Here is a 26,252-nt window from a genome sequence, read left to right as displayed (position 1 = left end):
ATTTCCCGCTAAGATAGTAGAACGCGTGGAGCAGGTGCGAAAGTCATTCAAAAGAAGTAGGCCCCTCAGGACAGAGGCAGCATTCGCTCTATCCTCCCCACTCACGCCACCGCATCAAAATCCGCCGCCAGCACCGCATCCTTCAGCGCCCGCGAATACTCATGCTGCGGATCATCCAACACCGCCCGCGCCCGCCCGCGCTCAACAATCTCACCTTTGCGCATGATGATGATATTGTCGCTGACGTAATAAGCGGTCGCGAGATCATGGGTGATGTAGATGATCGAGAGCCCGAGCTCGTTTTTCAGCCGGCCGAAGAGGTTGACGATTGCCATGCGCAGCGATGCGTCGACCATGGAGACGGGTTCGTCGGCGACCAGCAGCCGCGGTTGCGGGATCAGGGCCCGGGCGATGGCGACGCGCTGCAGCTGGCCGCCGGAGAGTTCGTGGGGAAAGCGGCCCTTCACCTCTTCAAGGGTGAGGCCGACATGATGAAGGGCGACATCGGCCATCTTCTCCGCCTGCTGCCGGTCCGGCCGTTTTCCCGCCGAAAAATTGCGGGCGGTCTCGAAGAGATAGCGATCCACCCGCTTCAGCGGGTTGAAGGCTTCGAAGGGGTTTTGCAGCACCGGCTGGACCTCCTTCATGAAGGCCTTGCGTTCGGCTCTGCTGTGGATGGCGACGGTTTTGCCGGCAAATTGCAGCTCGCCTTCCGTCGGTTCGGTCTGGCCGAGGATCATCGCCGCCACGGTCGATTTGCCCGAGCCGGATTCGCCGACGATCGAGAGGATTTCCGGCTCCTCGCCGAGTTCGAAGCTGACATCCCTGACCGCGGTGATCAGGCGCCGACCGAGCATGCCGCCCTGGCGGTAGACTTTGGTGACATGCGAGAGGCGAAGCAGAGCACTCAAACCGGATCTCCCGTAACCGCAAAACAGGCCACGCGCCGCTCGGGCGCGACGGTGACGAGCGGCGGAACCTTTTGTGAGCAAATCTCCATGCGCTTCGGACAGCGCGGGTGAAAGCGGCAGCCTTCCGGCGGCATGGCAAGGTTCGGCGGGCGGCCCTCCAGCGAGGGTCGGGTCGTCGCATCGCCGATCTTCGGCAGGCTGCCGACGAGGTGCTGGGTATAGGGGTGGAGCGGCAGGCTGAAGAGCTTGGCGGTCGGCGCTTCCTCGACGAGACGCCCGGCATAGACGATGCCGATGCGGTCGGAGACCGTCGCGTGCACCCCCATATCATGGGTGACGAACAGGAAGGACGAGCCCATCTCGCGCTGGATGTCGCGGATCATCGACAGCACGTCGCGCTGCACGATCACGTCGAGCGCGGTCGTCGGTTCGTCGGCGATGATGAACTCCGGCGTCAGGATAGTGGCAAGCGCAATGGTCATGCGCTGGCGCATGCCGCCTGACAGTTCGTGCGGATAGGCGTCGAGCAGATGCGGGTCGAGCTTCAGCCTTTGCAGGTGAGCGGCGACCTTTTCGAAAAAGACCTGTTTGCTCACCGTCATGTGGCGAAAGGCGAAATCGGTGAAGGAATGGCGGATCCGGCGCACCGGATTGAGCACATTCATCGAGCCCTGCATGATATAGGAGAGATGCTTCCAGCGCAGCGCCATGCGCTCATCCGGCTTCATCGCGTAGATATCCTGGGTGCCGCCGCCGAAATGGAATTTGACGGTGCCCGACACGACCCGGAGCGGCGGCCGGATGGCGCCGGCGATGGTCTTGATCAGCGTCGTCTTGCCGCTGCTCGATTCACCGGCAACGCCATAGACCTCGCCGCGTGCGATGGTCAGGCTGATATCGTCGACGGCCCGCACCTCGCGATCGACGCCGTAGAGGAAGGCGCGGTAATAGGCTTTCAGATTCTGGATTTCGACCAAATTCTCCATACTAACTTCCCATCCGGTTGAGCCGGCTGCGCGGATCATTGTATTCGTTCATCGACATCGACAGCAGGAAGAGGGCCAGGAAGAGAATGACGATCACGGCGACGGGGGCGGCCACCCACCACCATATGCCAGAGATCATCGCCGAATGCGCATTGGCCCAGTAGATCATCATGCCCATGGTCGGCGTCTCGATATCGGTGAACCCCAGCACCGAAAGCGTGATCTCCATGCCGATCGACCAGATCATGTTGTTCATCGTCGTGGCAAAGACGATCGGCAGCACATAGGGCAGGTGCTCCTCGACGAGGATCTTGCGCATCGTCATGCCGGAATAGACGCTCTGGGTGGTAAACGGCCTGGTCTTCAGGCCGATCGCCACCGAGCGGATCAGGCGGGCGTCATAGGACCAGCCGAGCGAGGCCATGATGACGATCAGCGCCGTCCAGGTCATGCTGTCCTTCAGCACAAAGTAAAACAGGATCAGCAGCGGAAATTGCGGGATGACCATGACGCTGTCGTTGATCGCCATCAGCACCCGGTCGACCGCGCCGCCGGCATAACCGGCGACGAGGCCGACGACCAACGAGATGATGCGCGAGAGAAAGGCGACGCCGATGCCGAAGAACAGGGTGTTGCGCAGCGCCGTCGTCAGCTGCCAGAAAACGTCCTGGCCGCGCGAAGTGGTGCCCAGCCAATAATCGCCGTCCGGCGGCATGTCGGGCGGCAGAAGATAGATGTCGGTCGCGCCATAGGGCGAGAAATACGACAAGATGACGAAGCCGACGATGACGGCAAAGAGCAGCAGGCCGCAGAGGAATTCCATATTCTGGCGGGCGAGGTCGCGGATGATGGTAAACATGGCCTATTCCACCTTGATGCGCGGATCGATCAGCGGGCTCAGAATGTCGATGATGAAGACGGCGGCGGCAACGCCGACGATCGACAAGGCGCTGAGCCCGAGCACCAGGCTGTAGTCGCCGGCATGCACCGCTTCGATCAGCAGATTGCCGATGCCGGGATAGCCGAAGACGATTTCGGTGATGACGGTGCCGTTGAAGATCGCGCCGAGCGACATGGCGAGCCCGGTGAATTGCGGCACCATGGCGTTGCGGGCGATGTAGGAGCGCAGGATCTTCCGCTTCGGCACGCCGCCAAGCTCGGCGAAGACGACGTAATCATCGGTGATGATGTTGGACACCAGCGCCCGCATGCCGATCAGCCAGCTGCCGGCGCCGACCAGGATCAGCGACAGGGCCGGCAGGATCGAGTGTTTGAGGATATCGAAGACCAGGGCAAAGGAGAGGTCCAGATTGGCGTTCATCTCGTAGCCGCCATTGATCGGCAGCACCGGCCAGAGATAGCCGAAGACGATCAGAAGCACGAAGGCGAGGATATAATAGGGAATGGGCAGCAGGGCGATGAAGACGAGGCTGACGGCCTTCAGCACCATGTCCTTCCGGTAATAGCCGGCGAGCGCGCCGATCGCGTTGCCGAGCACGAAGGTAATCAGCGTCGACACCGTCATCAGCCCGATCGTCCAGGGTAGCGACCGCAGGATGATGGTGGAGACGGGTGTGGGAAAAGCCGAGAGCGAGGGGCCGAGATCGCCGGTCGCCAGCCGCAGCCAGAAATGCAGGTACTGCTGCCAGATCGAGCCTTCCATTCCGTAGAGTTCGCGCAGCGACTGACGCATCAGCTCGATCGCGTTCGGATCGGACTGCCCCATCTGGGTGATGGCGCCTATGCTTTCTTCGACCGGGTCGATCGGGGTCAGATGGGTGACGAAGAAGGTGATCGTCACACCGAGAAAGACGACAAGCAGAAACTGACCGAACCGCTTCAGCACAAAGATCAGATAGGACGTCATAGGGCAGTGGTTCCTCTCTGGTTCCCTTCATCAAGTGGAAAGGATCGACGGACATGGGCGGTTGGGCCACATGCCCGTCGATTAGGGGGCCGGCGCGCAACACTCGCGCCGGCGTTGGGAGGATTATTTCGGTTGAGCCGGCTTCAGCTTGACCATCATCAGCCTCGAATTCGCCCAGTTCGGCACCGGATCGGTATAGGGGTCTGCGATCGTCGGATAGCCGGTCCAATAGGTCGTATCCATCGAGGTGAAGACGTTATAGGACATCAGCGGGATCGTCGGCATTTCCTTGGCCACCAGCTTCAGATAATCCTTGCCGAGCTCGACGCCCTTCGGATCGTCGGCGCTGATGCCGCGAATGCTTTCGATGATCTTGTCGAGCTCCGGATTGCTCCAGCGCTGCCAGTTGCGCGGCGGCTGGTTGTCACCCTTCTTGGCCACGAACTGCGAGTGCCAGCTGTCGAGGAAGAACGACAGGTCGGGATCGCCGCCCCAGGTCTCGACGCTCCAGGCGATCGCCACCTGGAAATCGCCGGGCTGCAGCGCCGTCTGCCACAGTTTCGCGGCGGGGACGGCTTTGGCGTCGATGCCGAAGGCCGCCCATTGCTGCGCAATCAGCGTGCCGGCGCGGGTGAAGACCGAGCGCGTATCGCCTTCCACCGTCATCCGGATCTTGAAGGGCTGTCCATCCGGGGTCAGCCATTTGCCGCCGGATTTCTTGAAGCCTGCCTTCTCAAGCAGCTCGCCGGCCGCTTTCGGATCCGGTTTCCACCAGCCGTAGCCGAAGGCACCGCTGATCGCCGCCGGATCGGTCGGGATCTGGTCCTTGAACTTCGGCTGCTTGCGCAGGATATCGGCGATCTGCTGGCCGATTGTCGGATCGTAGGGCTTGATCTTGCTCTTGCCGGTATCGATCTCGAAATCCTTCAGCCAGTCCTGCATCGGCGCCTGATAGTCTTTCATCGTGGCTGCCGTCGGCGGCACGCCGAGCGCCGAAAGCGTCGCCGCCCCGCGGTAGCTCGCCATGTCGACCGCCTTGATGTCGATCAACAGGGCCAGCGCCCAGCGCACATCGGCATTGTCGAAGGGCGGATTCTGATTGTTGAAAATGACCGCCGGCAGCGTCGGATCCGGATGGGCGAAGGGGAAGCCCGGGAACCAGGTCTCGATGGTCTTGGATTTCTCCTTGAGGGTGAACATGCCCTCCGGCGTATTGTCGTGAATGATATCGAGATTGTGCTCGAGCTGGGCGATGGTGCGTTTATCCGGCGGGCCGGGATCGGTATAGGTCACATATTTCGGGGCCGGCTCGCCGAAGCGGGCAAGCGAGGTCCGCTGCCAGTCGTCGCGCTTCTCCCAGGTATACCATTTGCCCTGTGGATCGTAGGACTTGAGCTTATAGGCGCCGAGCGAAACGGGATTGGCGAAATCATAACGAAGCGGATCTTCGACTTTCTCGAACACATGCTTGGGCATGATCCAGGCGCCATTCCAGCGCACGGTGAAGATGGCGTGGAAGCGCGAATTCGGCTTCTTCAGCTTGAACACCACGGTCTGGGGATCGGTCGCCTCGACGCTTGCCACCTGCACCGAGAAGGCCGCACTCCAGATCATCCCGGGGTGATCCATCTGCGTCTTGACGGTATAGACCACGTCGTCGGCCGTGAATTCGACGCCATCGCTCCAGAAGAGCCCCTTGCGCAGTTTCACGGTCATCTCGGTGAAGTCGGCATTATATTGCGGCTTGTCGGCGGCCAGCGAATTGTCCCAGGTGGCGCCGCCAAGCCCCTGTTCGGGGTCGATATACCAGAGCGTATCCATGGTCAGCTGCTGCAGGCCGGTGGAGACACCGCCGCCGCCATTGACCCAGATGTTGAACCAGCCGGGATTCTTGATCGTCCCTTCCGGATTTTCGACGATGAGCGTCTCCTTGCGCGGCAAGGAGGTGTAGTCATCGGCTTTGGCCGCCGCCGTCAGGCCGAGTGCGGCCAGCGCGACGCCAAATGCGAGCCTCTTCCACTGTTGCATGAACTCCTCCCTAGAAAGCGACGATACGGCGGCCGCTGGGGCACGCATGGGCATGTCGCGGTTGTCGGTTCGCGGACGCCGGAGCTTGGCAGCTTGGGCCTCGGTGAACCATCCCTCCGGCTCGCCTGCCTCCTCGCAGTCGAGCCGAATTGCTTGAGCCGGACTATCCGGCGGCGGCTGTCACACCGACAGCCGGATGACGTTGTAGGACAGCGGTTTCAGCGCCGCCCGCACCCGTCCGTCTTCGATCTTGGCGCTCTCGACAGTGACGGGAACGACCGTTTGCGGCTGCCGAGCCGTGTTGACGGCTTCGAGATCGCCATGGGTCATCTCCACCTGCTCGATCAGGCGGGCGCCGGCAAAACCTTCCAGCCGCACGTCGAGATCGAGCGCTGTATCGGGATGGCGGTTGACGGCAAAGAAGGTCAGCGTCCTGCCGTCCTCGGAATGGACTGCCGAGACGTCGAGATAGGGAACGTCGTTCTCCTCGTCGCTGTCATAGGTCGGGCCGTCGACAACCAGCTGCAGCGCCGTTCCGCGGCCATATCGGGAGGCGTAGTAGAAGGGATAATAGATCGTCTGGCGCCAGGCAGCACCGCCGTCCTCGGTCATAATCGGGGCGATGACGTTGACGAGTTGGGCGATGCAGGCGATGCGCACCTGGTCGGAGCGGCGGATAAAGGTGTTCAGGATGCCGCCGACCTGCAGCACGTCCTCGAAATTATAGATATCTTCCAGGAGATGCGGCGCGTCCGGCCACTCGTCGCGCGCCAGGATCTCCTTGTCCTGCTGGTTGGAATGATACCAGACATTCCATTCGTCGAAGGAAATGCCGATCGTCTTCTTCGAGCGCTTCTTCGCCTTGATATAGTCGATCACGCCGCCGATCGTGGTGATATAGCGGTCGAGCTTGGTGGCGCGGGCGAGATAGTTGAGGGTGTTTTTCTCGCGGTTGGCAAAATACATATGCAGCGAGATATGGTCGGCGCTGTCATAGCACTGCTCCAGCACCTGGGCTTCCCAATCGGGATAGGTCTTCATATCGGAATTGGACGAGCCGCAGACCACGAGTTCGAGCGACTTGTCGAAGCCGCGCATGGCTTTGGCCGTCTCGTCCGCCAGCCGGCCATATTCATAGGCCGACTTGTGGCCGACCTGCCAGGGGCCGTCCATCTCGTTGCCGAGGCACCACAATTTGACGTCGTGCGGATTGGACCAGCCGTGTTTGCGACGCAGATCCGACCAGTAGGTGCCCCCGGGATGATTGCAATATTCGAGGAAATTGCGGGCGGCATCGAGGCCGCGCGATCCCAGATTGACCGCGAGCATCGGCTTGGTGTTGGCCTTCTTGCACCAGTCGACGAATTCGTTGACGCCGATCTGGTTGGCCTCGCGGGTGCGCCAGGCGAGGTCGAGGCGGACCGGGCGCTCCGAACGCGGGCCGACGCCGTCTTCCCAATTATAGGCCGAGACGAAATTGCCGCCGGGATAGCGGCAGTAGGGCGTATCGAGCTCACGCACCAGATCGAGCACGTCGCGGCGAAAGCCGTCCTCGTCGGCTGTCGGATGTCCGGGCTCGTAGATGCCGCCGTAGATCGCTCTGCCGAGATGCTCGAGAAATGAGCTGTAGAGCCTGGCGTCAATGGTCGCGATGCGGAAATCGCGGTGGGCAACGACATTCGTCTTCAACGGATCCTCCCGTTTATGTATCAGAAATTTTGTTTTCTTGCCTTTCACTTGATATCAGGAATGTCGTGCTGTCAACCAAGTCGCATCTTTAATCATACTAATATGATTTTCAGAAAAATCGTTTTATTACAGTGCATTGATATGTTTCAGCTGATGCTGATATGAAAAAGAAGTGCGATATTAAAATCAAGATTTCCGATATCGTTTGCTCAGACGTGCAGCCGCATGATGATATCGCGGCCGTGATTTCCGAAGCCGCGGCCGAAAATATTGACGCCGCCGGTATGGCCGGCATTTTCGCCGATGCCGACCCTGAGCCGGATGGAGGAATGCTGAGCAAGCGCGAGATCGCTGAGCGTGACATTCGAGGCGGCGATGCCGTCGATGAAGGTGCCGCGCGTCGAGATCCGCCAGGTCTTCATCGTCCCGTATTGCGAGCCTTCGAGCTTCCACCAGGCCGGCGTGAAGGCGCCGCGCTTGTCGCCGTAATCGCCCGGCGACGTCCAGGTGCCGATCGCCATGCCGTTGACCCAGAGCGTGATGTCGGAGGGCCAGTCCGGATTGGTGCCGGGCACCTCCGACGACAGCTCCAGCGAAAATTCGATGGCGCGAATATCCTTGTTCAACACCTTGGCATTGTTGGGGAATTTATATTCGACATAGCCCCTGCCGAACCACACCAGCCCGGCCTGCATGCGCTGCGGATCCAGGAAATAGTCGGGCACATCGAGCGGCCCGATGACGCTTTCGGTGGAGCAGAGGCCGCAGGGCGCATGCACGTCGCAACTGGTGTAAAGCCCCACAGGCATCTCGACTTCGATGATATTGTTCGCCCTCTGGGCCGCACTTTCCTCGAAGCTGATCAGGATTTCGCTGTAGATCGCCGAGCAGATCTTCTGGTTCCCCTTGCGCGCCTTGGCCAACTGCGAGTCGACAAGCCGGGCGTCTTCCAGGATCTGGATGCCGGTGGCGACGGTGGATTGGGGAAGGGAAAGGGCCCGCGCGATATCGTTGATATTCATCGGCCCCTTGGCGCAGAGCAGCTTGAGAATCTCGATCCGCGCCGGTGCCGAAAGCGCCCGTATCGCCTCACTATTCTCGCCGGCGGCGATCGTCAAAAACGAACGTTCCATCATTCCCCCATATGACCCGATGGAATGATGTATATCGGAAATAATGATACATCAAGGGAGGAGCGCTTGCCGTTTGATGATTGCCGTCGAATTGACCGCGATCAGGGCGCTTGCGAGAGTGGAGAAGGCCTAGAGACGGTCAGCGGCTTGCGTGCCGTGCCGCCCGCACGGTCTCATTGGTCGCGGTTCCAGCCTTTGTTTTCAGCGGTCTTGGCGACGAGGGATGCATAATCCCGGCCGATCTCGTCGAGCTTTTTCACCAATTCGCCGTCCGCTCCGCCGAGCAGGCTTTGATAGTCCTCGCCTTGTTTCGACTTCTCCCAATCATTGCTGATGAAGCGTGCGGTTGCCTTGCCGGAGGAAGACACTTCCGGTTTCGGATCGGCAAACGATGCGGCGGTGCGTTTCAGGCCGTCCTGGAAGGCCGCGTCATCAAGGCCGCTGTACGGCTTTCCGTCGGAATTCGTGACATTGAGGAAGATCTGCTCGTCTCCGAATGCGGTGTAACCGCCGCCCAGGCCTTTTTTCGTTGCGTCCGCCGCCTCGAAGAATTTCTGCGCGACGGTGGCGTTGAGGCTGTCTTGGGGAAAGCGGACGACGACAAAGCCGGTCTTGCCTGTGGTGTCGTCAAGGCGGGAGGCAAGGACGCTATATTGACGGAAGACGTAGCCGAGCGAACCGGCAAGCCGATCAGCCGTCGCGTCATCGAGATCTCCCTCGGTCTGAAGCGACGCATTGGTTTTGAGCAGATACCCGCCGGGTGTTACCTCTGTCTCCAAGGCCTCGGGGTCGAGGCCATTGGCTGTGATGATCTTCGGCACGATCTCTTTGAGCACTTCGGCGGAAAATGTCGCTCGATCGTCATAGCTGGCCTCAGCAAGCCGCGGCAGATGGAAGCCTGCTGAAGGAGTTGCCTCGTAGGACAGCAGCACCTTTTGGTCTGCCAGCGCCGTATTCAGGAATGCAAATGGAATGATGGCCGCCAGAACGGCTGCCCTCACCGTGGTTCGCAATGCGGGGGTTGCCTGAGCGAAAAATCTGTTTTGCATGCAATATGGTCCTGGTTGAACGTGACGGCGTCTTTGTTGTCGATCCCGTCGACCTGACGGCTGTGAGATGGGGTCGCGGCTATCTGCCTGTGGGCGCGCATGGCTGATCGGGTTGCCGCTTGCGGCATCAGCGTGCGGAGGGATTGAGGGGCGGCGGCCTCGGCCTGTCCTTCAATAGCGATGCCGGTAGTGGCGCGAGGAAATTTCGCTGCAGAGCTCGGCGCATCGCGATTGGAGTTCCCGATCCGTGCCGTCCTCGAAATGGTCGTCCAGGAGCAGGGCGCGATACTCTCGGGCAAGCAACCGCGTTTCAAGATCGTCGCGCAGCGCGGAGAGCCGGAAGAATTGGCGTAGTCTGCCCATGGTGCCTCTCCGATCAGGCCGCGCGGCGAACGCCGGCCTGTGGCGCCGACATCAGTTTGTGGATTGCCCTGAGCACGTCCGACGGCGAGGCAAAGTGCTGGCCGTCGAGATCATGCACATGAAACTTCACGGCGATGAACTTCAGCGAGTCCTTGTCCGGAACGACGATGCCGACGGGAACGCCGGCGTATTCGATCACCTGTTTGACCATTGCAACCATCCGATAAATCGGCCCTTTTGCGAGCGCACTCGGGCAGGGGCGCAGGTGTAATCTATTAATTTTGTAGACTATATCTGCAGGTGATCGGGATGACCATTCCGATCGATACCAAATGAATCCCGCAATCGGAGAAAATAATTCTAATATGCACGCAGGGCGGCTTTCGAGAAGTGATTAGCCGCTGCCGCCCCACCCATTTCAATTGCCTCGCTCGACGAAGAGAATGCATGCAGAGCGGCTCCCTCCCAATGCAGCGTCTGAGCTTCGCATGAGATTCGGCACCCTGGCCGAACCTCATGAAAGGCCTCGCCGCCTTCTCGCCGGAGCCGGCAACTCAGATCTTGACGATGAGCATCATGCCTTGCCCTTGCGGACAACGTCCGCAATCGTCACCTGCTTGGGAATGAGCTTGAGTTTGAAAAAGGTGTCGGCGATGCTCTGCTGTTGCGCGACGACGGTGTCATCCAGGCTTTTGACCCCGTAGGACTGGCGCTCGAGCGCCTTGACGAGCACAGGTTTGGGGATGCCGACCGATGGCGATAGCTCCGCCGCCGCAGCCGCGGTGTCGGACTTGGTCCATTCGTCGATCTCGGAAATAGCCTCGATCAAGACATCGATCGCCTCGGCGTGGCCGTCGACCAACGTCTTGGTGCCGAGATAGAACTGGTGATTGGGAACGATGCCCTCGCCGTTTCTGAGCTCGCGCGCTTCGATCGCCACTTCCGCCGCTGCCTGGAAGGGATCCCAGATGACCCACGCATCGACCGCGCCCTTTTCGAAGGCTGCGCGGCCGTCGGCCGGGGCGAGGAAGGATGGCTCCACATCCTCATAGGTCAAGCCGGCTTCTTCCAGCGCCTTGACGAGCAGGTAATGCACGTTCGAGCCCTTGTTGAAGGCGACCTTTTTGCCCTTCAGCTCCGCGACTGATTTGATGGGGCTGTCCTTCGGAACAAGTATGGCTTCGCCGCGCGGGGCGGGCGGCTCGTGTGCGATATAGACGAGCGGCGCGTTTGCGGCCTGGGCGAAGATCGGCGGCGTTTCGCCGGTCGATCCGAAATCGACGGCGCCGGCGTTCAGGGCCTCGAGCAACTGGGGACCGCCCGGAAATTCGGTCCATTCAACCGTATAGCCGATGGATTCCAGTTTCTTCTCCAGCGTCCCCTTGCCTTTGAGAAGCACCAGCGTTCCATATTTCTGGTAGCCGATACGCACGACCTTATCGGCCGCGCTGGCCAGTCGAATATGCGTCAAAGGTGTCGCGATGGCGCCTGCCACCACCGCCGTGAAAGCGCGTCTTGTGATCTTCATCATAGCCTCCGGAATAAGACGAGGCTAAATTAAAGTGTCTCTATATTTTTCATAGAATATACGTGCTCCGGCATCCGCTTCTGCGGGATTCGCTTTTTTGTTCTGTTCCGGCAGCGAGCAAAAAGAACCGCACCTGGCAAGAAATCACGCCAGGGCGATGTTTCAGGGTGCAACGCGCACGATCAGCTTTCCGAAATTCTTGCCTTCCAGAAGGCCACGGAAAGCCTCCAGAGCTTTTTCAAGTCCGTCAACGATATCCTCCTGAGTTCGCCCGTTTTGACGCGCGCGCCGATCGAGGAGCGCTTCGCGCTTTTGCCGGAGATATTCATTCAAGGTTGTCATCGCTGCTCGTATTCCTTGTTGGCGAACCGGTGCCGGGATAGCCGAAGCGGATGGACGTTCGGCTATCCCGGCCGGGCTCACGCGGCCTTTGCTTTCGGCTTGGCGGCCTTGACGTGGGTGACGCTGCGGCGGCCGTCGACACTGACGGGGACGTCGCCGTCAACGGTGGCGCGGCGCACGACGCGGTGCTGGTCACCGTAGTCGTTGACCGCGTAGTGCTGGGTCGCGCGGTTGTCCCAGATCACGACATCCCCGGCTCTCCAGCGCCAGCGCACGGTATTTTCCGGGGCGGTGACGTAGGACTGGAACACTTCGTAGAGCTTGGCGGAGTCGCTCTTCGACAGACCGACCAGGCGCTGAACGAAGTTGCCGAGCAGCAGCGATCTTTCGCCGGTTTCGGGATGGACACGCACGACCGGATGTTCGGTCTCGTAGATGGTCGAGGTGAAAACGTCCTCGAAATGCTTCTTCTCTTCAGCGGTGGCGCGAGGGCGCACGGCCGCGTAGTCATAGGCATTGCTGTGAATGGCCCATAAATTGTCCGCCAGCAATTTGAGCGACGCCGGCAGGCTTTCGTATGCGGCATGGGTGTGGGACCAGATCGTATCGCCGCCGGCCGCCGGAATGACGACGCCGCGAAGGACCGAGAATTTGGGATAGGCATCCACGAAGGTGACATCGGTGTGCCATTGGTCTGCCCTGCCGCCGCCGCGGCTGGAATCGAGATTGAGGATGGAAGCCGTGCCGGCCACCGGACCCTGGGTCGGATGGGGCACAAGGTCGCCCAGGCGGCGTGCGAAGGCTTCCTGCTCGGAATCGTCCAGATGTCCCTGATCGCGGAAGAAGATGACCTTGTGTTTCAGGAGAAGCTGGTTGATGGCTGCCACCGTTGCGTCCGAAAGCTCTCCGCCGAGGCGGATCCCCCTGATTTCGGCTCCGACACGGCCGGTCAGCGGCACGACATCGGACTCGGGAATGATCTGATTGACGAGAACTGGGTTGCCCATGGAAATCTCCTGGTTGATTTTGGAAGAAGGCGGCAAGTCGCATGCACCGGTGAGCAGCCACCGGGGGTTCGAAAATCTCATCGCGAGTGTTCACAGGGTTATGGAATAGAATAATCTATAAAATCTATAGACAAAAATTTCTAATTTTGCCGGCTTCCCCGAAACAGCTGCCTTCGATATTTCCCTGTTGTCGGTGAATTCTCGCCTGCCGAAGCAAGCGAAGAAAAGATCATGATTGCGGCCGTTCATTGAGGCCGCCGGGAGGAACTTTCGATGGCAACAGTCAAGCTTCTGTCGGACCAAGAGGCTGCGGCCATTCCGGCCGTTCAAGCCGTGTTCGACGACATCAGGGCGACGCGCAAGACCGACTTCATCAACAACTTCTGGCGTGCGCTTGCGAACGATCCTGCAAACCTCAAGCGGGTATGGGAAACGCTGAAATCGGTCATGACCGTGGAAGGCGCGATCGATCCATTGACGCGCGAGATGATCTATATCGCGGTGTCGACGGCGAATGCGTGCCAGTATTATGTTCAATCCCATACTGCAGCCGCCCGTGCGCGCGGCATGACGGATGCTCAGCATGGCGAACTTCTAACGATCATCGGGCTGGCTGCGCAGACAAATCATCTGGCGCTTGCCATGCAGGTTCCCTCGGATCCGGAGTTTGAGGTCCGGTAAAACCGATCCGGCGTTACTGGTCGCCATTGAGACTGCAGGCGTTTTGCGACGACAGGGCAGCATGGCCGAAATGAACGTATCGAGGATCCGGCGGACAAAAAACGGGCCGCCACAGTGACGCGTGCGGCGGCCAGTCAGGATTTCGACGATCAGGCAACGTTGCTGTTAGCGCTGAGACCAGAGGCTGCATCGAGGCCACGCTCGATGTCCTCCAAAATGTCATCGATATGTTCGATACCGATCGAAAGCCGGACATAGCCCGGTGACACGCCGCTTGCCAGTTGCTCCTCGCCGGAAAGCTGGGAATGCGTCGTTGTTGCTGGGTGAATCGCCAGGCTGCGCGCATCGCCGATGTTTGCCACATGATAAAGCAGTTCGAGACTGTCGATGAAGCGACGGCCGGCCTCGAGGCCACCCTTCAATTCGAAGCCCACCAGCCCGCCATACCCGCCCTTGAGGTACTTGTCGGCCCGCTCGCGCCATAGGCCGGTTTGCTTGGAAGGGTGAATGACCTTCGACACCTCAGGCCTTTTGGCAAGATAGTCCGCGACCAGTTGAGCGTTCTTTGCATGGCGCTCGATGCGCAACGGCAAGGTTTCGATGCCCTGGATGATCTGAAACGCGTTGAACGGCGCAAGTGGAGCGCCGAGATCGCGCAGGAGAGTGACTCGTGCCTTGATGATATAGGCAATCGGCCCCAAGGGCTTGACTGCCTCCGTCCAGATCGCGCCATGATAGCTCTTGTCGGGCGTGTTCAGGGCCGGCTGCCGATCGGGATGCGCCGCCCAGTCGAAGTTGCCGCCATCAACAATCAGTCCGCCGATCGACGTACCGTGGCCGCCGACGTATTTCGTTGATGAATACACCACCACCGCCGCGCCGTGATCGAACGGACGTGCAAGCAGAGGTGCGGCCGTGTTGTCGACGATCAACGGAATCCCAAGTTCACGCCCGATGGCGGACACTTCCGCGATGGGAAACACGGTCAGCTTCGGATTCGGAAGCGTCTCGGCGTAATACGCCCTCGTGCGATCGTCGGTTGCGCGGCGGAAATTCTCCGGATCCGTCGGGTCAACGAACCGTACCTCGATCCCCTGATCCTTCAACGTGTTGGCGAACAGGTTCCAGGTGCCGCCGTAAAGATCGGTTGAGCTGACAACATTGTCTCCGGCCTTGGCGAGGTTCTGGATGGCGAAAGCCGAAGCAGCCTGCCCCGATGCCAGAGCCAGCGCTGCCACGCCGCCCTCGATGGCGGCCACCCGCTGTTCAAGCACATCAACCGTCGGATTGCCGATGCGGCTGTAGATGTTGCCCAATTCCTTGAGGGCGAAAAGGTTGGCAGCGTGTTCGGTATCGCGGAACTGGAACGACGTCGTCTGGTAAATCGGAACGGCCACGGCGCCGGTGGCTGGATCGGCACGCCATCCCGCATGAAGTGCCAAGGTTTCTGGACGGGTTGATTTGAGGGTCATAAGATCTCCAAAGAGGGGCGACTGCCTTCCCAGGATCGTTCATCTCTATAGTTTTTGTAGAGTAATGAATTTCCAATTTTGGGGATTCCATTGGAAATTGCATTTCCAAAGCCGGCGCCACTCAAGCATAGACAGTGGAAGCTGTGCGGCTTTCTCCTAATCGATGTCCTCAGAGAGGCACTTTTTCGATGGATCGGCCCGAGGTGTTACGACAAAAAGAAGTGCTCCCACCATGACGGCGGAGCCCTTAAGGGATGAAGGTCAAAAACCTCCAGAGGGGAACAGCCAACGCAACGCAGCCGGGAGGAATGGTGCGCCGAACGCGTCAACTGGGGAAATCATGCGTTTTCCAAGCTTTATCCGCGACACATCAACATCCGATTTTGTCCGGCCTTTTGATATATCCATCCAAGATTCCGCGAAGGCATAGGAAAATCCAGCGATCCCTGTGTGGACGCGCGGCGCGGTCGTGGTTCACATGGTGAGCGCCGCCATCGGGAAGACGGAGCCCCGCCATGCCGGCGCACCAGCCAGCTTTTCCAAGGTCGATGAAAGGATTTCCGCGAAACGGATTTTTTCATCCGCGGGCACAAACGAACCAGAATGCCTTTAGTCTATAAATTTAATAGACAATATATGCTGACGCGCTGATTGTTCGCCGACATAGGAACGGACATCGAGCCGGAGCTGAAGCATCACCAATTCTGGGATCAGAGATGACGGTAAAGCCTTTCAAGACATTCCCGAGACGAAATCCCATCGCTGTTGCGTTGGCATTTTCCCTTCTGGCATTTGCAGGCACGCAGGCGTCTGCGGCCGAGAGCGCAAAGCCGGTGGAAGGCGGCACGCTGACCGTCGGGCTCGCCACCGACACGGCGATCATCGATCCTTCGATAACAGGCAGCTCGATTACCGCCGTCATCACCCGAAACCTCGTCGATTCCCTCATCGGGCAAGCCGAGGACAATAGTTTCGCGCCGTGGCTGGCCGAACGCTGGGAGATCAATAGCGACAACAGCGTCTATACGTTTCATCTCAAACAGGGCGTGACCTTCAGCGACGGCGCGCCGCTCGATGCCGCCGCGGTCAAGTATAATTTCGACCGGATCCTCGATCCGAAGACGACGTCGAGCTACGCAAAATCGCTGCTCGGCCCGATCGACAAGATCGAGGCGGTCGATGCCGGCACGCTCGTCATCCGCTATAACAAGCCTTTCGCGCCGCTGCTTCAGGGGCTGAGCCTGCCCTATCTCGGGATCCAGTCGCCGACCTATCTGCAGAAGGCGACGAGCACGACCAATACGGTTGTCGGCTCCGGCCCCTATATTCTCGAAAGCTTCGTCAAGGGTAGCGGCAGCAAGCTCACGCGTCGCGCCGACTACAATTGGGGGCCGGGTTATGCCAAGCACACCGGCCCGGCCCATTTCAACGGCATCGACTTCAAGTACCTGCCGGAATCATCGGTTCGCCTCGGTGCGCTGGCAAGCGGCCAGGTTCAGGCGATCGACGAAGTCCCGCCCGCCAATTACCGTTCCGTGCAGGGCGATGAGAAGCTTCAGGTGGTGACCAGGGAGAACCCCGGCGTCAACAGTTCCTATTTCCTCAATACATCCAAGGGACCCTTCCAGGACGCCAAGGTCCGCCAGGCCTTCCAGAGCGCCGTGAATGGGGCGGCGGCGGTAAAGGCAGCCTATCTCGGCACGCTCAAGCCGGCCGACAACATTCTCGGGCCGTCGACGCTCTATTATGATGCCGGCGTGGCCGGCACCTGGGGCTTCGATCTCGCCAAGGCGAACAAGCTGCTCGACGAGGCCGGCTGGACGAACAAGGATGCTGAGGGAATTCGCACCAAGGACGGCCAGCGTCTCGCCGTGCATTATGTCTATGACAGCGCTTCCGTCGGCGCATCGAACGTGACCCTTGCGCAGGCGGTGCAATATCAGGTGCGTCAAGCCGGGTTCGATTTCCAGCTCGATCCGGTCGACGCCGGCGGCTACACCGCCCGAGCCAACAGCAATGATTACGACCTGGTTTCCTTCTTCTATGTCAGGGCGGAACCGGACATATTGCGCACCGTGTTCCATTCGGCCTACGTGCCGCCGAACGGATCCGATTACGTCCGCGTCACCAGCCTCGATGAGAAACTGAGCAAGGCCATCGGTGCAAGCGATGCGGAGCGGAAGCAGCTCTATGGCGAGATCCAGTCGGAGATCGTCGGACAGGCCTATGCGGTGCCGCTGTTCGTGGCCGCCTACCAGCTCGGGGCGTCAAAGAGGCTTCACGGCCTCAGCTGGGCAACAAACGCAAAGCCGCTCTTCTATGATGCCTGGCTCGAGCCGTAATGTGATCCGCGCCGGCTTGAAGCGGCTCGGTGTCGTCGTTGCGGTGCTCTGGGGCGCCGCAACGATCGCCTTTGCCGCCGTCAAGCTCATTCCGGGCGATCCCGTCTCGGTGCTGTCGGGCGGCGAGAACGTCGTCGATGCGGCTGAGCGCGCCGTGCTGACGCAGCAATATGGATTGGATCAGCCGCTTTACGTGCAATATGCCCGTTATGTGCTCAGTGCCCTGAGCGGCGATTTCGGTGAAAGCTACCAGTACCGCCAGCCGGTGACGGAGCTTATCTACGAGGCGGCGGGGCCGACATTGCAGCTCGCCGGCAGTGCGATTTTCATCGCCTTGATCCTGGCGTTGAGCATTGCTTTGGCAACCGCCGGCCGGCGCCGGGGGATCGCCATTGCCGTCTCGGGGATCGAGCTGGTCCTCCTCAGTACGCCCGTCTACTGGATCGGCATCGTGCTGTTGTCGGTCTTCAGTTTCCGGCTGCAATGGTTTCCGGTAACGGGCAATGCCGGCTTTTCCGCACTGGTCCTGCCGGCCATCGCGCTCAGCCTGCCGCTGGCGGCGCTTCTGACCCAGGTGCTGCGGGATGGCCTGGAGGAGGCGCTACTCCAGCCCTTTTCGCTGACGGTTCGCACGCGTGGTGTCGGTGAGACGGCTCTGCGGCTGCGGCACGGCCTGCGCCATGCAGCCCTTGCCGCCTCGACTTTGACGGGAACCCTGTTTGCAAGCACGCTCGGCGGCTTGATCCTCACCGAGACCGTGTTCGGCCGCTCCGGCATCGGGCAGATCACCCTGCAGGCCATCAAGACCCGCGACATGCCGCTCGTCCTCGGGCTGGTGATGCTGTCCGCCTTTGTCTTCGTCATCATCAACCTTCTGGTCGATGCCCTCTATCTGCTGATCGATCCGCGCCTGCGAAGGAGTGCAGCATGAGCAGTACGGAATTGTTCGACACGGTGCTGCGCGGCCGCACGGCCGCCGGTTCTCGCCGCAGGCATCCCTGGCTCGCGCCGGGGCTGCTGCTGCCGCTCGCCGCAGTCGTCGTCCTCGCCTTTGCCGTCTGGGTGCCGCAATGGTTCACGGCGTTCGATCCGGACGCCATCGACACCAATGCCATCCTGGAAGCGCCAAGCGGCATTCACTGGTTTGGAACCGATGAACTGGGGCGCGATCTCTTTTCCCGCATCGTCTACGGAACATCGCAGTCGTTGACGATCGGGATCGGCGCCACGCTGATCGCCTGTTTCGGCGGCGTCATTCTGGGGACGGCGGCGGCCCTGTCGCCGAAGCCGGTGAGCCGGCTTCTGGTCCGGGTGATCGACATTCTTCTGGCCTTTCCGGAAATCCTGCTGGCACTGCTGGTGATCGCCGTGCTCGGGCGCGGACCGCTCAACACCCTGCTGGCCGTCGGCCTCTCCTCCATCGCCGGTTACGCCCGGCTGATCCGCTCGCAAGTCCTGCAGGTCAAGCTCTCCGGCTATGTCGAGCATGCCGTGGCGATCGGTGAACATCCCTGGACGATCATTATCCAGCATATCGTGCCGAACGCCGTTCGGCCGCTGGTCATTCTCGCGACGATCGGCGTCGGCGCCTCGGTGCTGACCGCCTCGGCCTTAAGTTTTCTCGGCCTCGGCGTCGTACCGCCCGCCGCCGAATGGGGAGCGCTCCTGGCGAACGGCCGCAATTTCATCGACATTGCTCCCTGGACAAGTCTGCTGCCGGCCAGCGTGGTCGCGGTCTCGGTGATTTCGATCACTCTTGTCGCCAGGCGATTGCAGACGCTTCTGGCCCGGGGGGATGCCTGATGAACATACGGCCCGGTCCGCGCCCGCCCATCTTCGCCTCGTCCGGTCTGCCGCTCCTCGAGATCGATGGGCTGCATGTCGCCTTCGATACGCCGCAGGGCGTCGTCGAGGCCGTTTCGGATCTTTCCCTGCGGATCGCGCCGGGCGAGATTCTCGCGCTGGTCGGCGAGTCCGGATCGGGCAAATCGGTGACGGCGCGCACGCTGGTCGGCCTTGCCGGCCCGCATGCGCATGTCCAGGCCCGCAAGATGGTGCTGGCGGGGCATGACGGCCGGCCGCTCGATCTGCTGCGGCAATCGCAGCGGGCCTGGCGGGAGATCCGCGGGCGCGAGATCGGCTTCGTGCTGCAGGACGCCCTGGTTTCCCTCGATCCGTTGCGCACGGTGGGGCGCGAGATTGCCGAACCGTTGCTTGCGCATCGGCTGGCGGCGCGATCGCAGGTGGCCGCGCGCGTCGGCGAACTTTTGACGCGCGTCGGCATTGCCGAGCCGGAACTCCGCGCCGCCCAATATCCACATGAGCTTTCCGGAGGGCTTCGGCAACGCGCCCTCATCGCATCGGCGCTGGCGGGCGAGCCGCGTCTGCTGATCGCCGACGAGCCGACCACGGCGCTCGACGCGACCGTCCAACAGCAGGTTCTATCGGTCTTCAAGGACCTCGCACGCTCCGGCTTCGGCGTTCTTCTGATCACCCATGACCTCGCCGTTGCGGCGCAATTGGCCAACCGCGTCGCGGTCATGCAGAATGGCCGTGTCGTTGAATCAGGCCCGGCGCAAGACGTGCTCTCCGCTCCCCAGCACGCCTATACCCGCCGCCTGCTGGCCGCGGTGCCCACAGGCGCCACGCGTGGCCGCCGTCTGAGCGCCCCCGATGCCGCGCCGGCCTATAGCCGCGCGCCGGTGGATGGAGAGCCGCTGCTGCAGGTCCGCAATGTCTCCGTCAGCTTCCGGCGTCCCGACGGCAGCCTCCTGGAAGCGGTCAGCGGCGTGTCGCTGCAGATCGGTCGTGGAGAAACGCTGGGCATTGTCGGCGAATCCGGCTCCGGCAAGACGACGCTCGGCAAGATCGCGCTGGCGCTGCGCAGCCCGGATAGCGGCGAGGTGCTCTTCGACGGGCGCCCCTGGAGTACGCTAACCGAAGCCGCCCGCCGGCCGGTGCGAGCCGGCATCCAGACGATCAGCCAGGATCCTTTGAGTTCATTCGATCCGCGGTTTACCGTCGAGCGCATCATAGAGCAGCCGCTACGGCTGCGTGGCAGCCTCGACAAGGCGGCCCGCCGGCAGAGGGTGGCGGAGCTGATCGAGATGGTCGGCCTTGCGCCGGAACTGCTCGCCCGCCGTCCGACCGCACTGTCCGGCGGGCAGCGTCAACGCGTTTCGATCGCACAGGCGCTGGCGGCCGAACCGAAGCTTTTGATCTGTGACGAGCCGGTGTCTGCGCTTGACGTGACGACGCAGGCGCAGGTGTTGGATCTGCTGGCCGATCTTCAGCAGCGGCTGGGGCTTTCGATGATGTTCATCTCGCATGATCTGGGTGTCGTCCAGCATATGAGCCATCGGATCGCCGTCATGAAGGATGGGGTGATCGTCGAAAGCGGATCGGTGGAGCAGGTGTTCGACCATCCGCAGCATCCCTACACGCGCTCGCTCATCGCGTCGGTCCCGAACCTGGCGGCCGAACAGAGGCATTTCTGGTCGAGTTCCCGAGCCACTCCTTAGACCGAGGGCAGGTGGGCGAATACACTTCACTTCGCCGATAGTGTCGGCCCGACGTCTTGGTGGACGACGATATTCCTGCCGAAGGGATTGAGCGCGACGAGGCCGAACATGGCCGCAAGCAGGATCACGGTTATGATCGAAGACGTATTCAGCTTCATGAGCGGCCCCGGCGCCAGATGTCGATCCCGGCGTCTTCGGGGAACGCCGGGTGGTCAAAGGTCTATGTTGTTGCTTGCGCGTCCAAAAGGTCTGCATGATGTTCCCGCGCCACGTCGGGATGCGAGCGCAGGCGGGATTTCAGCACATTGCGGCCGACCTCGCGAAACAAGGGATTGAGAGGATCCTGCGTCACGCCCCGCACCTCCGCAAGAAGCGCCGGCGGCAAATCGAGAACAGGGATGGTGGCTGCCAGGTTCGCGCCGAGGAAGAACGGAATGGATAGCCTGTCGCCGCCGGCCGGCGGCGTGACGACGCGATGGATATTGGCCTTGAGGTAACCGTTGGAGGCGAGTTCCAGCAGCTCGCCGACATTGACGACGAAGGTGCCGCGGATCGGCGGCGCGTCGATCCAGCCGCCTTGGCCGTCATCCACCTGCAGGCCGCCGATGACGTCCTGCAACAGGATGGTGACGAAGCCGCCATCCTTGTGGGCGCCGACGCCCTGGTCGCTCTCTGTCTGATCGCGACCGGGATAGCGCACGATCTTCAGAAGCTGGTTCGGACCGTTGGCATAGATCGGCGCGAAGACATCCGGGCTCTGGCCGAGTGCCTCGGAAAATGCCTGGAGGACCTTCAGGCCGACGCCGGTCACATCTTCGATCCATTCGAGCACGGCCGCACGCATGTCCGGAAGCGCCGAAGGGAATTGGTTCGGGCCGAACAGCCGCTTCCAGGGAGGATCGCCCGGCCCGATCTCCAGCCTCTGGCGCTCGGGACCGAAATCGACCTGTTCCCGCCAATCCTGCTTGCCGCGGGTATATTCGAAGCCGGCCCTGTTATAGCCGCGGAACTGCGGCGATTTGCGCATCTCGATTTCCAGCTTCTGCTCTTCCGGCAGCGAGAAGAAGCGGCGTGCGAGTTCGGTCAGATCGTCGATCCGTTGCTGCGGAATGCCGTGTCCGGTGAGATAGAAAAATCCGAGCGTCCGGCTGACGTCACGAAGCTCGGCCAGGGCTTGCTGTCGTTCCGGATGAGTGGATGCAAAACGCCCGAGGTCGAGTATCGGAAGCGTCCTTGCTGCAGCGGTCACGGCATTTTCCTTCTTGCTGAAACGCGCGTCGAGCCCATGCCGGAAACGGCACCTTCGACCGGTATAATGTCCCAAGCGGCAGGGCGATGTTCAACGAGGGCTGATGCGATAATTCGGCGATCGGGGAAAACGCATTTTATTTTTCGAGCAAATTTGTAGATTATTCGCCTGCCGCCGATCAATGCCCGGTTGCCTCCGGCTGTAGATCGGCATCCGTCAGGGTTCCGAGAAAGGCGACGATGTCGTCGACCTCGGGATCGGTGAGGGCGGGCGCATCGCCGGGCTTCCTGCCGAAGGGCGGATCCTGGTTGAGATTGTCCCAATAGGCCTGCGGCAGGTCGTCATATTTGCGGACCGTGCCGTCGGCATTTCTAGGATACCAGCGGCCGGGATCGCTGTCGCGTGTCGCATAGAAGGAGACGACGTCGCGCAGCGAGTGGAAATAGCCGTTGTGGAAGAAGCTCTGCTTCAGCGCGACATTGCGCAGCGTCGGGGTGCGGAACAGGCCGCAATAGTCGCTGTGTCCGGCAAGGTCGGTACGCTGAGGGCCGCAGAGGCCGAGATCGTGATAGCCGGGGTCGCCATTGGCCGGGATCGCCATGTTGCGCGGTGCGGCAAGCCCGAGGAAGCCGAAGTCGGAAAAGAGCGGCGGCTCGCCGTCATTGGCGGGTTCGCTGAGATGACAGCTCGAACAATTGCCCTTTTGCGGATCCTCGAACAGCTGCCGGCCATGCAGCTCCTGCGCGGTCAGCGTCGCCTTGCCGGCGAGAAAGGCGTCGTAGCGGCTGGAATAGGGATAGAAATCCGGACCGCTCTGCTCAAAGGTGGCGAGCGCCTCGGCGGCGGCGTCGAATGTGTCCTGCGGATTGTCGAACACGGTTGGCCCGAAGGCCGTCCTGATGTCGGCGGCGTAGGGTGCCTTGCGCAGTTTGGCCGCAACCTCGGCCGCATCCTTGTTGCCCATCTCGAAGGGCGAGAGCAGCGGGATCTTCGCCTGATCGGCGCCGTGATCGACCCGGCCGTCCCAGGTCAGGCCGCCGGTCGGGCCGTTATCGACGCTTTCGTCGCCCTCGTCCTCGGAATCGTAATAATGCTCGGTGAAGGCGGGCACCGCCTGCAGGTAACGCAGCGTCGGAACGGCGCGCAGGCCCGGCCGGTCCATATGCTGGCCGCCCATTTCGACCGGCGTCGCCGATGCCGGGCCGAAGCCATGACGGGGATCATGGCAGGAGGCGCAGGCCTGCAGCCCCGAGGCCGACAGCGAGGCGTCTGAGAATATCTTGCGGCCGAGCGCGGTCAGCGTCTCGGCCCGGGCGAAGGCCTCGGTGCGCGACATCGGGCCGGGATGCACGCCGGCAACGGCCGCCGCGCTGCTTTGCCGCAGCGGCAGAATGGCCAGACAGAGCGCCGCCGCACCCATGCTCACCGCCAGGCCGGACCGCACAAGCCAGATGGTCTTGATTGCCATGATAAGGATTCCAATAGCTTAAGACTGATTTCCTCCATGATCGAACCTGGTTGCAACAAATTGATGACGGCTATTCCCTGCGGCATCACGGCAACCCCTGATGTCACAAAGTTGATAGACGGTCGGAATAGCGTTTGGGCGCCCCCGAGCGTTCTTCGCTCCCTCTAGCCAACGCCCCTAGCCATGAGGTGCCCCGTGAAAAGACTGAAACTCCTGCATTCCATCTGTCTCGCCGGAACGGCCTTTGTGCCGTTTGCGGTGGCGGCATCAGCCCATGCGGCACCGGCCGGTTACGACAAGATCGACAATATCGTCGTCATCTATGCCGAAAACCGCAGCTTCGATAATCTCTATGGCGGCTTTCCCGGCGCCAACGGCCTTTCCAATGTCAGCGCCGATGAGGCCCGCCAGCTCGACCGCGACGGTCGGCCGCTCGCCGAACTGCCGCCGGCCTGGGGCGGCCTGACCGCCAAGGGCGTGACCCCCGCCGTCACCGAGGCGCAGTCGGCCCATCTTGCCAATGCCAGCTTTGCGATCGACGATCCCAAGGGCTTTGCCCAGGCGCCGACGGTCATCACCCGCGACCTCTGGCATCGTTTCTATCAGGAGCAGATGCAGATCGACGGCGGCAAGAACGACAAGTTCGTTGCCTGGGCCGATTCCGGCAGCCTGGTCATGGGCCATTATGACGGCTCGATCCTGCCGATGTGGCAGGTCGCCAAGAAATACGTCCTGGCCGACAACTTCTTCCAGGGTGCCTTCGGCGGCTCGTTCCTCAACCACTTCGCGCTGGTCTGCGCCTGCGCGCCCTATTATCCCGATGCCGATAAGAGCCCGGCCAAGCCCGTGATCGCCAAGGTCGATGCCGACGGCACTTCGCTTGTTGTGGCGGAAAACGCGCCGAAATCGGCGCTGGAGGGGGCACCGAAATTCGTCTCCGACGGCACGCTGACACCCGACTTCTACGCCGTCAACACCATGCAACCGCCCTACGAGCCGAGCGCCAATCCGCCGGCCAAGGACGGCGATCCGGCCTATGCCGATCCCAGTGCGGCGACGACGTTGCCGCCGCAGCATGCGACCACCATCGGCGACCTCCTGTCGCTGAAGGGCGTCAGCTGGGCCTGGTATGGCGGTGCCTGGCAGGCCGCCCTTGACGGCAAGAACGCGACGCCGGTGCCGAACTTCCAGTTCCATCACCAGCCGTTCAACTATTTCGCCAATTTCGCCCCCGGCACCCCGGCGCGCGCCGAACATCTCCGGGATGGCGGCCTGGCCGGCGAGGCCTTCCTCAAAGACATCGACGACGGCAAGCTGCCGGCGGTGTCCTTCTACAAACCGCAGGGCAACCTCAACGAACATGGCGGTTATGCCGATGTGTCGAGCGGCGACCAGCATCTTGCCGATATCGTCTCGCATCTCGAGAAGAGCCAGCAATGGGGCCATATGCTTGTGATCGTCACCTATGACGAAAATGGCGGCTTCTGGGATCACGTCGCGCCGCCGAAGGCCGATCGCTGGGGCCCGGGCAACCGCATTCCGGCCTTCATCATTTCGCCCTTCGCCAAGGCCGGCACGGTCGATCATACCCAATACGACACGACCTCGATCATCCGCCTGATCACCGCGTGCTACGATCTGCCTGTTTTGCCCGGCATCGTCGCCCGCGACACAGCGCTGCGCGACAATGGCCGGCCTGTGATGGGCGACCTCACAGCCGCGCTCGACCTGACGCATTGATCGATCACGAGCGGCTCCGGTTTCGACCGGAGCCGCTCCACCTTGGGGCCCGCGTCACCGGCGCAGCAGCGGCCGCAGCGCCGCCTGCGTTTCCCTCAGCAGCGGCAGATAGCGCTCCTTCATCTCCGCGGCCGGCACGAGGGCGGCCGGGGCGCCGATATTGATCGCCGCGACGGTTTCGCCGCGGTCGTTTTCAACAGGCACGGCGATCGAGCAGAGGCCGATCTCCAGCTCCTGGTCGATGATGGCGTAACCCTCGGCGCGGACGCGGCGGAACTCGGCGATCAGCTCGTCCGGGTCGGTCCGGGTATTGGCGGTGTTCTGCTTCAGCTCGCTGCGGGCGAGGATGGCGCGCGCCTCGTTTTCGGCGAGAGCCGCAAGCAGCACCCGGCCCATCGAGGCGCAATAGGCCGGCAGCCGGCTGCCGGGGGTGAGATTGATCGACATGACGCGGCGCTGCGCGGCGCGGGCGATATAGACGATGTCGGTGCCGTCGAGCACCGAGGCCGAGGCGCTCTGGCCGGCCCTTTCCGAGAGCAGATCGAGATGCGGCTGCAACAGCGCCGGCAGCGGTGTGGCCGCGAGATAGGCATGGCCAAGCCGCAATATCTTCGGCGTCAGCGTGAAGAACTTGCCGTCATAATCGGCATAACCGAGCTCGGCGAGCGTCAGCAGCGAGCGGCGCACGGTGGCGCGGTCGAGCGCCGTCAGCTTGGCGGCCTCGGCGATGGAAAGCCGCTGCCGTGTTTCACCGAAGGCTTCGATAACTTTCAGGCCGCGGGCAAAGCCGCTGACGAAATCCGTTTCGCGCATGGGTCCGAATCTCCAATCAATCGACCCATTGTGTGCGATATACGAACAAATGTCAAATAACGC

At 61.5% G+C, this 26,252-nt stretch carries 23 protein-coding genes and 1 pseudogene; 6 read left to right on the top strand and 18 right to left on the bottom strand.

Features of this window, described 5'->3' with window-relative positions; all coding sequences use genetic code 11:
- Positions 1-101: 101 nt before the first annotated feature.
- The 13 genes and pseudogenes from CO667_RS00645 to CO667_RS00590 form a co-directional block, all read right to left on the bottom strand.
- Positions 102-911, bottom strand: a complete 810-nt coding sequence (locus CO667_RS00645) for an ABC transporter ATP-binding protein (RefSeq protein ID WP_097616443.1) — start codon at positions 909-911, stop codon at positions 102-104.
- Entirely contained in the window at positions 908-1,897 is a 990-nt protein-coding gene (locus tag CO667_RS00640) for an ABC transporter ATP-binding protein (protein WP_097616442.1), read from the bottom strand. Before CO667_RS00640 ends, CO667_RS00645 begins: the two co-directional genes overlap by 4 nt.
- 1 nt (position 1,898) lies before the next feature.
- Positions 1,899-2,756 (bottom strand): ABC transporter permease, encoded by an 858-nt coding sequence (locus tag CO667_RS00635; RefSeq protein ID WP_097616441.1) that lies wholly within the window; start codon positions 2,754-2,756, stop codon positions 1,899-1,901.
- Between the two features lie 3 nt (positions 2,757-2,759).
- On the bottom strand, positions 2,760-3,764 hold the full coding sequence (locus tag CO667_RS00630) for an ABC transporter permease (protein WP_097616440.1): 1,005 nt from the start codon (positions 3,762-3,764) through the stop codon (positions 2,760-2,762).
- Positions 3,765-3,887: 123 nt separating this feature from the next.
- Complete coding sequence (locus CO667_RS00625) at positions 3,888-5,792, bottom strand: ABC transporter substrate-binding protein (protein ID WP_097616439.1); 1,905 nt, start codon at positions 5,790-5,792, stop codon at positions 3,888-3,890.
- 180 nt (positions 5,793-5,972) lie between these two features.
- Positions 5,973-7,481 carry an alpha-N-arabinofuranosidase gene (locus CO667_RS00620; RefSeq protein WP_097616438.1) on the bottom strand — a complete coding sequence of 503 codons (1,509 nt, stop codon included), beginning with the start codon at positions 7,479-7,481 and terminating at the stop codon, positions 5,973-5,975.
- A gap of 209 nt (positions 7,482-7,690) precedes the next feature.
- Positions 7,691-8,617 (bottom strand): ArsR family transcriptional regulator, encoded by a 927-nt coding sequence (locus tag CO667_RS00615; RefSeq protein WP_179874030.1) that lies wholly within the window; start codon positions 8,615-8,617, stop codon positions 7,691-7,693.
- A 170-nt stretch (positions 8,618-8,787) separates the two neighbouring features.
- On the bottom strand, positions 8,788-9,504 hold the full coding sequence (locus tag CO667_RS00610) for a hypothetical protein (RefSeq protein WP_097616879.1): 717 nt from the start codon (positions 9,502-9,504) through the stop codon (positions 8,788-8,790).
- Between the two features lie 330 nt (positions 9,505-9,834).
- A complete protein-coding gene (locus CO667_RS35230) occupies positions 9,835-10,026 on the bottom strand; it encodes a hypothetical protein (protein ID WP_179874029.1) in 192 nt (63 codons plus the stop codon).
- A gap of 13 nt (positions 10,027-10,039) precedes the next feature.
- The gene (locus CO667_RS00605; protein ID WP_097616436.1) at positions 10,040-10,237 is read right to left on the bottom strand and encodes a hypothetical protein; all 198 of its coding nucleotides are present in this window, start codon (positions 10,235-10,237) and stop codon (positions 10,040-10,042) included.
- A 363-nt stretch (positions 10,238-10,600) separates the two neighbouring features.
- Positions 10,601-11,554 (bottom strand): sulfonate ABC transporter substrate-binding protein, encoded by a 954-nt coding sequence (locus tag CO667_RS00600; RefSeq protein ID WP_097616435.1) that lies wholly within the window; start codon positions 11,552-11,554, stop codon positions 10,601-10,603.
- A 162-nt stretch (positions 11,555-11,716) separates the two neighbouring features.
- Positions 11,717-11,824 (bottom strand): annotated as a pseudogene (locus CO667_RS00595) (NADP-dependent oxidoreductase); the annotation flags it as partial.
- A 149-nt stretch (positions 11,825-11,973) separates the two neighbouring features.
- The gene (locus tag CO667_RS00590) at positions 11,974-12,903 is read right to left on the bottom strand and encodes a TauD/TfdA family dioxygenase (RefSeq protein WP_097616434.1); all 930 of its coding nucleotides are present in this window, start codon (positions 12,901-12,903) and stop codon (positions 11,974-11,976) included.
- 273 nt (positions 12,904-13,176) lie between these two features.
- Here CO667_RS00590 and CO667_RS00585 point away from each other — a divergent pair, with 273 nt between their 5' ends.
- Entirely contained in the window at positions 13,177-13,584 is a 408-nt protein-coding gene (locus CO667_RS00585) for a carboxymuconolactone decarboxylase family protein (RefSeq protein WP_097616433.1), read from the top strand.
- Between the two features lie 149 nt (positions 13,585-13,733).
- On the opposite strand, the gene CO667_RS00580 is transcribed toward CO667_RS00585, so the two are convergent.
- The gene (locus CO667_RS00580; RefSeq protein ID WP_097616432.1) at positions 13,734-15,056 is read right to left on the bottom strand and encodes a PLP-dependent transferase; all 1,323 of its coding nucleotides are present in this window, start codon (positions 15,054-15,056) and stop codon (positions 13,734-13,736) included.
- A gap of 716 nt (positions 15,057-15,772) precedes the next feature.
- Between CO667_RS00580 and CO667_RS00575 the strand changes: the two genes are divergently transcribed.
- Genes CO667_RS00575 through CO667_RS00560 form a run of 4 tightly spaced genes read left to right on the top strand, consistent with a single transcriptional unit; the run spans position 15,773 to position 20,919 of the window.
- The gene (locus CO667_RS00575; protein WP_245433024.1) at positions 15,773-17,398 is read left to right on the top strand and encodes an ABC transporter substrate-binding protein; all 1,626 of its coding nucleotides are present in this window, start codon (positions 15,773-15,775) and stop codon (positions 17,396-17,398) included.
- A gap of 1 nt (position 17,399) precedes the next feature.
- Positions 17,400-18,329: an ABC transporter permease gene (locus CO667_RS00570; RefSeq protein WP_245433023.1), complete on the top strand. Its 930-nt coding sequence runs from the start codon at positions 17,400-17,402 to the stop codon at positions 18,327-18,329.
- A complete protein-coding gene (locus CO667_RS00565) occupies positions 18,326-19,201 on the top strand; it encodes an ABC transporter permease (protein WP_097616430.1) in 876 nt (291 codons plus the stop codon). Before CO667_RS00570 ends, CO667_RS00565 begins: the two co-directional genes overlap by 4 nt.
- Positions 19,201-20,919 carry an ABC transporter ATP-binding protein gene (locus CO667_RS00560; RefSeq protein WP_097616429.1) on the top strand — a complete coding sequence of 573 codons (1,719 nt, stop codon included), beginning with the start codon at positions 19,201-19,203 and terminating at the stop codon, positions 20,917-20,919. Before CO667_RS00565 ends, CO667_RS00560 begins: the two co-directional genes overlap by 1 nt.
- A gap of 26 nt (positions 20,920-20,945) precedes the next feature.
- Here the strand turns inward: CO667_RS00560 and CO667_RS36210 are convergent, their stop codons facing one another.
- From CO667_RS36210 to CO667_RS00550, 3 genes are all read right to left on the bottom strand, one after another.
- Entirely contained in the window at positions 20,946-21,077 is a 132-nt protein-coding gene (locus CO667_RS36210; protein WP_272784771.1) for a hypothetical protein, read from the bottom strand.
- 62 nt (positions 21,078-21,139) lie between these two features.
- Entirely contained in the window at positions 21,140-22,168 is a 1,029-nt protein-coding gene (locus tag CO667_RS00555; RefSeq protein WP_097616428.1) for a 2-oxoglutarate and iron-dependent oxygenase domain-containing protein, read from the bottom strand.
- Positions 22,169-22,346: 178 nt separating this feature from the next.
- Positions 22,347-23,636: a cytochrome c peroxidase gene (locus CO667_RS00550; protein ID WP_097616427.1), complete on the bottom strand. Its 1,290-nt coding sequence runs from the start codon at positions 23,634-23,636 to the stop codon at positions 22,347-22,349.
- 195 nt (positions 23,637-23,831) lie between these two features.
- Here CO667_RS00550 and CO667_RS00545 point away from each other — a divergent pair, with 195 nt between their 5' ends.
- Positions 23,832-25,376 (top strand): acid phosphatase, encoded by a 1,545-nt coding sequence (locus CO667_RS00545; protein WP_097616426.1) that lies wholly within the window; start codon positions 23,832-23,834, stop codon positions 25,374-25,376.
- 54 nt (positions 25,377-25,430) lie between these two features.
- On the opposite strand, the gene CO667_RS00540 is transcribed toward CO667_RS00545, so the two are convergent.
- Positions 25,431-26,189, bottom strand: a complete 759-nt coding sequence (locus CO667_RS00540; RefSeq protein WP_097616425.1) for an IclR family transcriptional regulator C-terminal domain-containing protein — start codon at positions 26,187-26,189, stop codon at positions 25,431-25,433.
- Positions 26,190-26,252 lie beyond the last annotated feature (63 nt).

The organism is Rhizobium sp. L43, from assembly GCF_002531725.1.
In the GTDB taxonomy this organism is placed as follows: domain Bacteria; phylum Pseudomonadota; class Alphaproteobacteria; order Rhizobiales; family Rhizobiaceae; genus Rhizobium.
The sequence above is the reverse complement of the archived record's forward strand: the minus strand, read 5'-3'. Positions and strand labels throughout refer to the sequence as shown.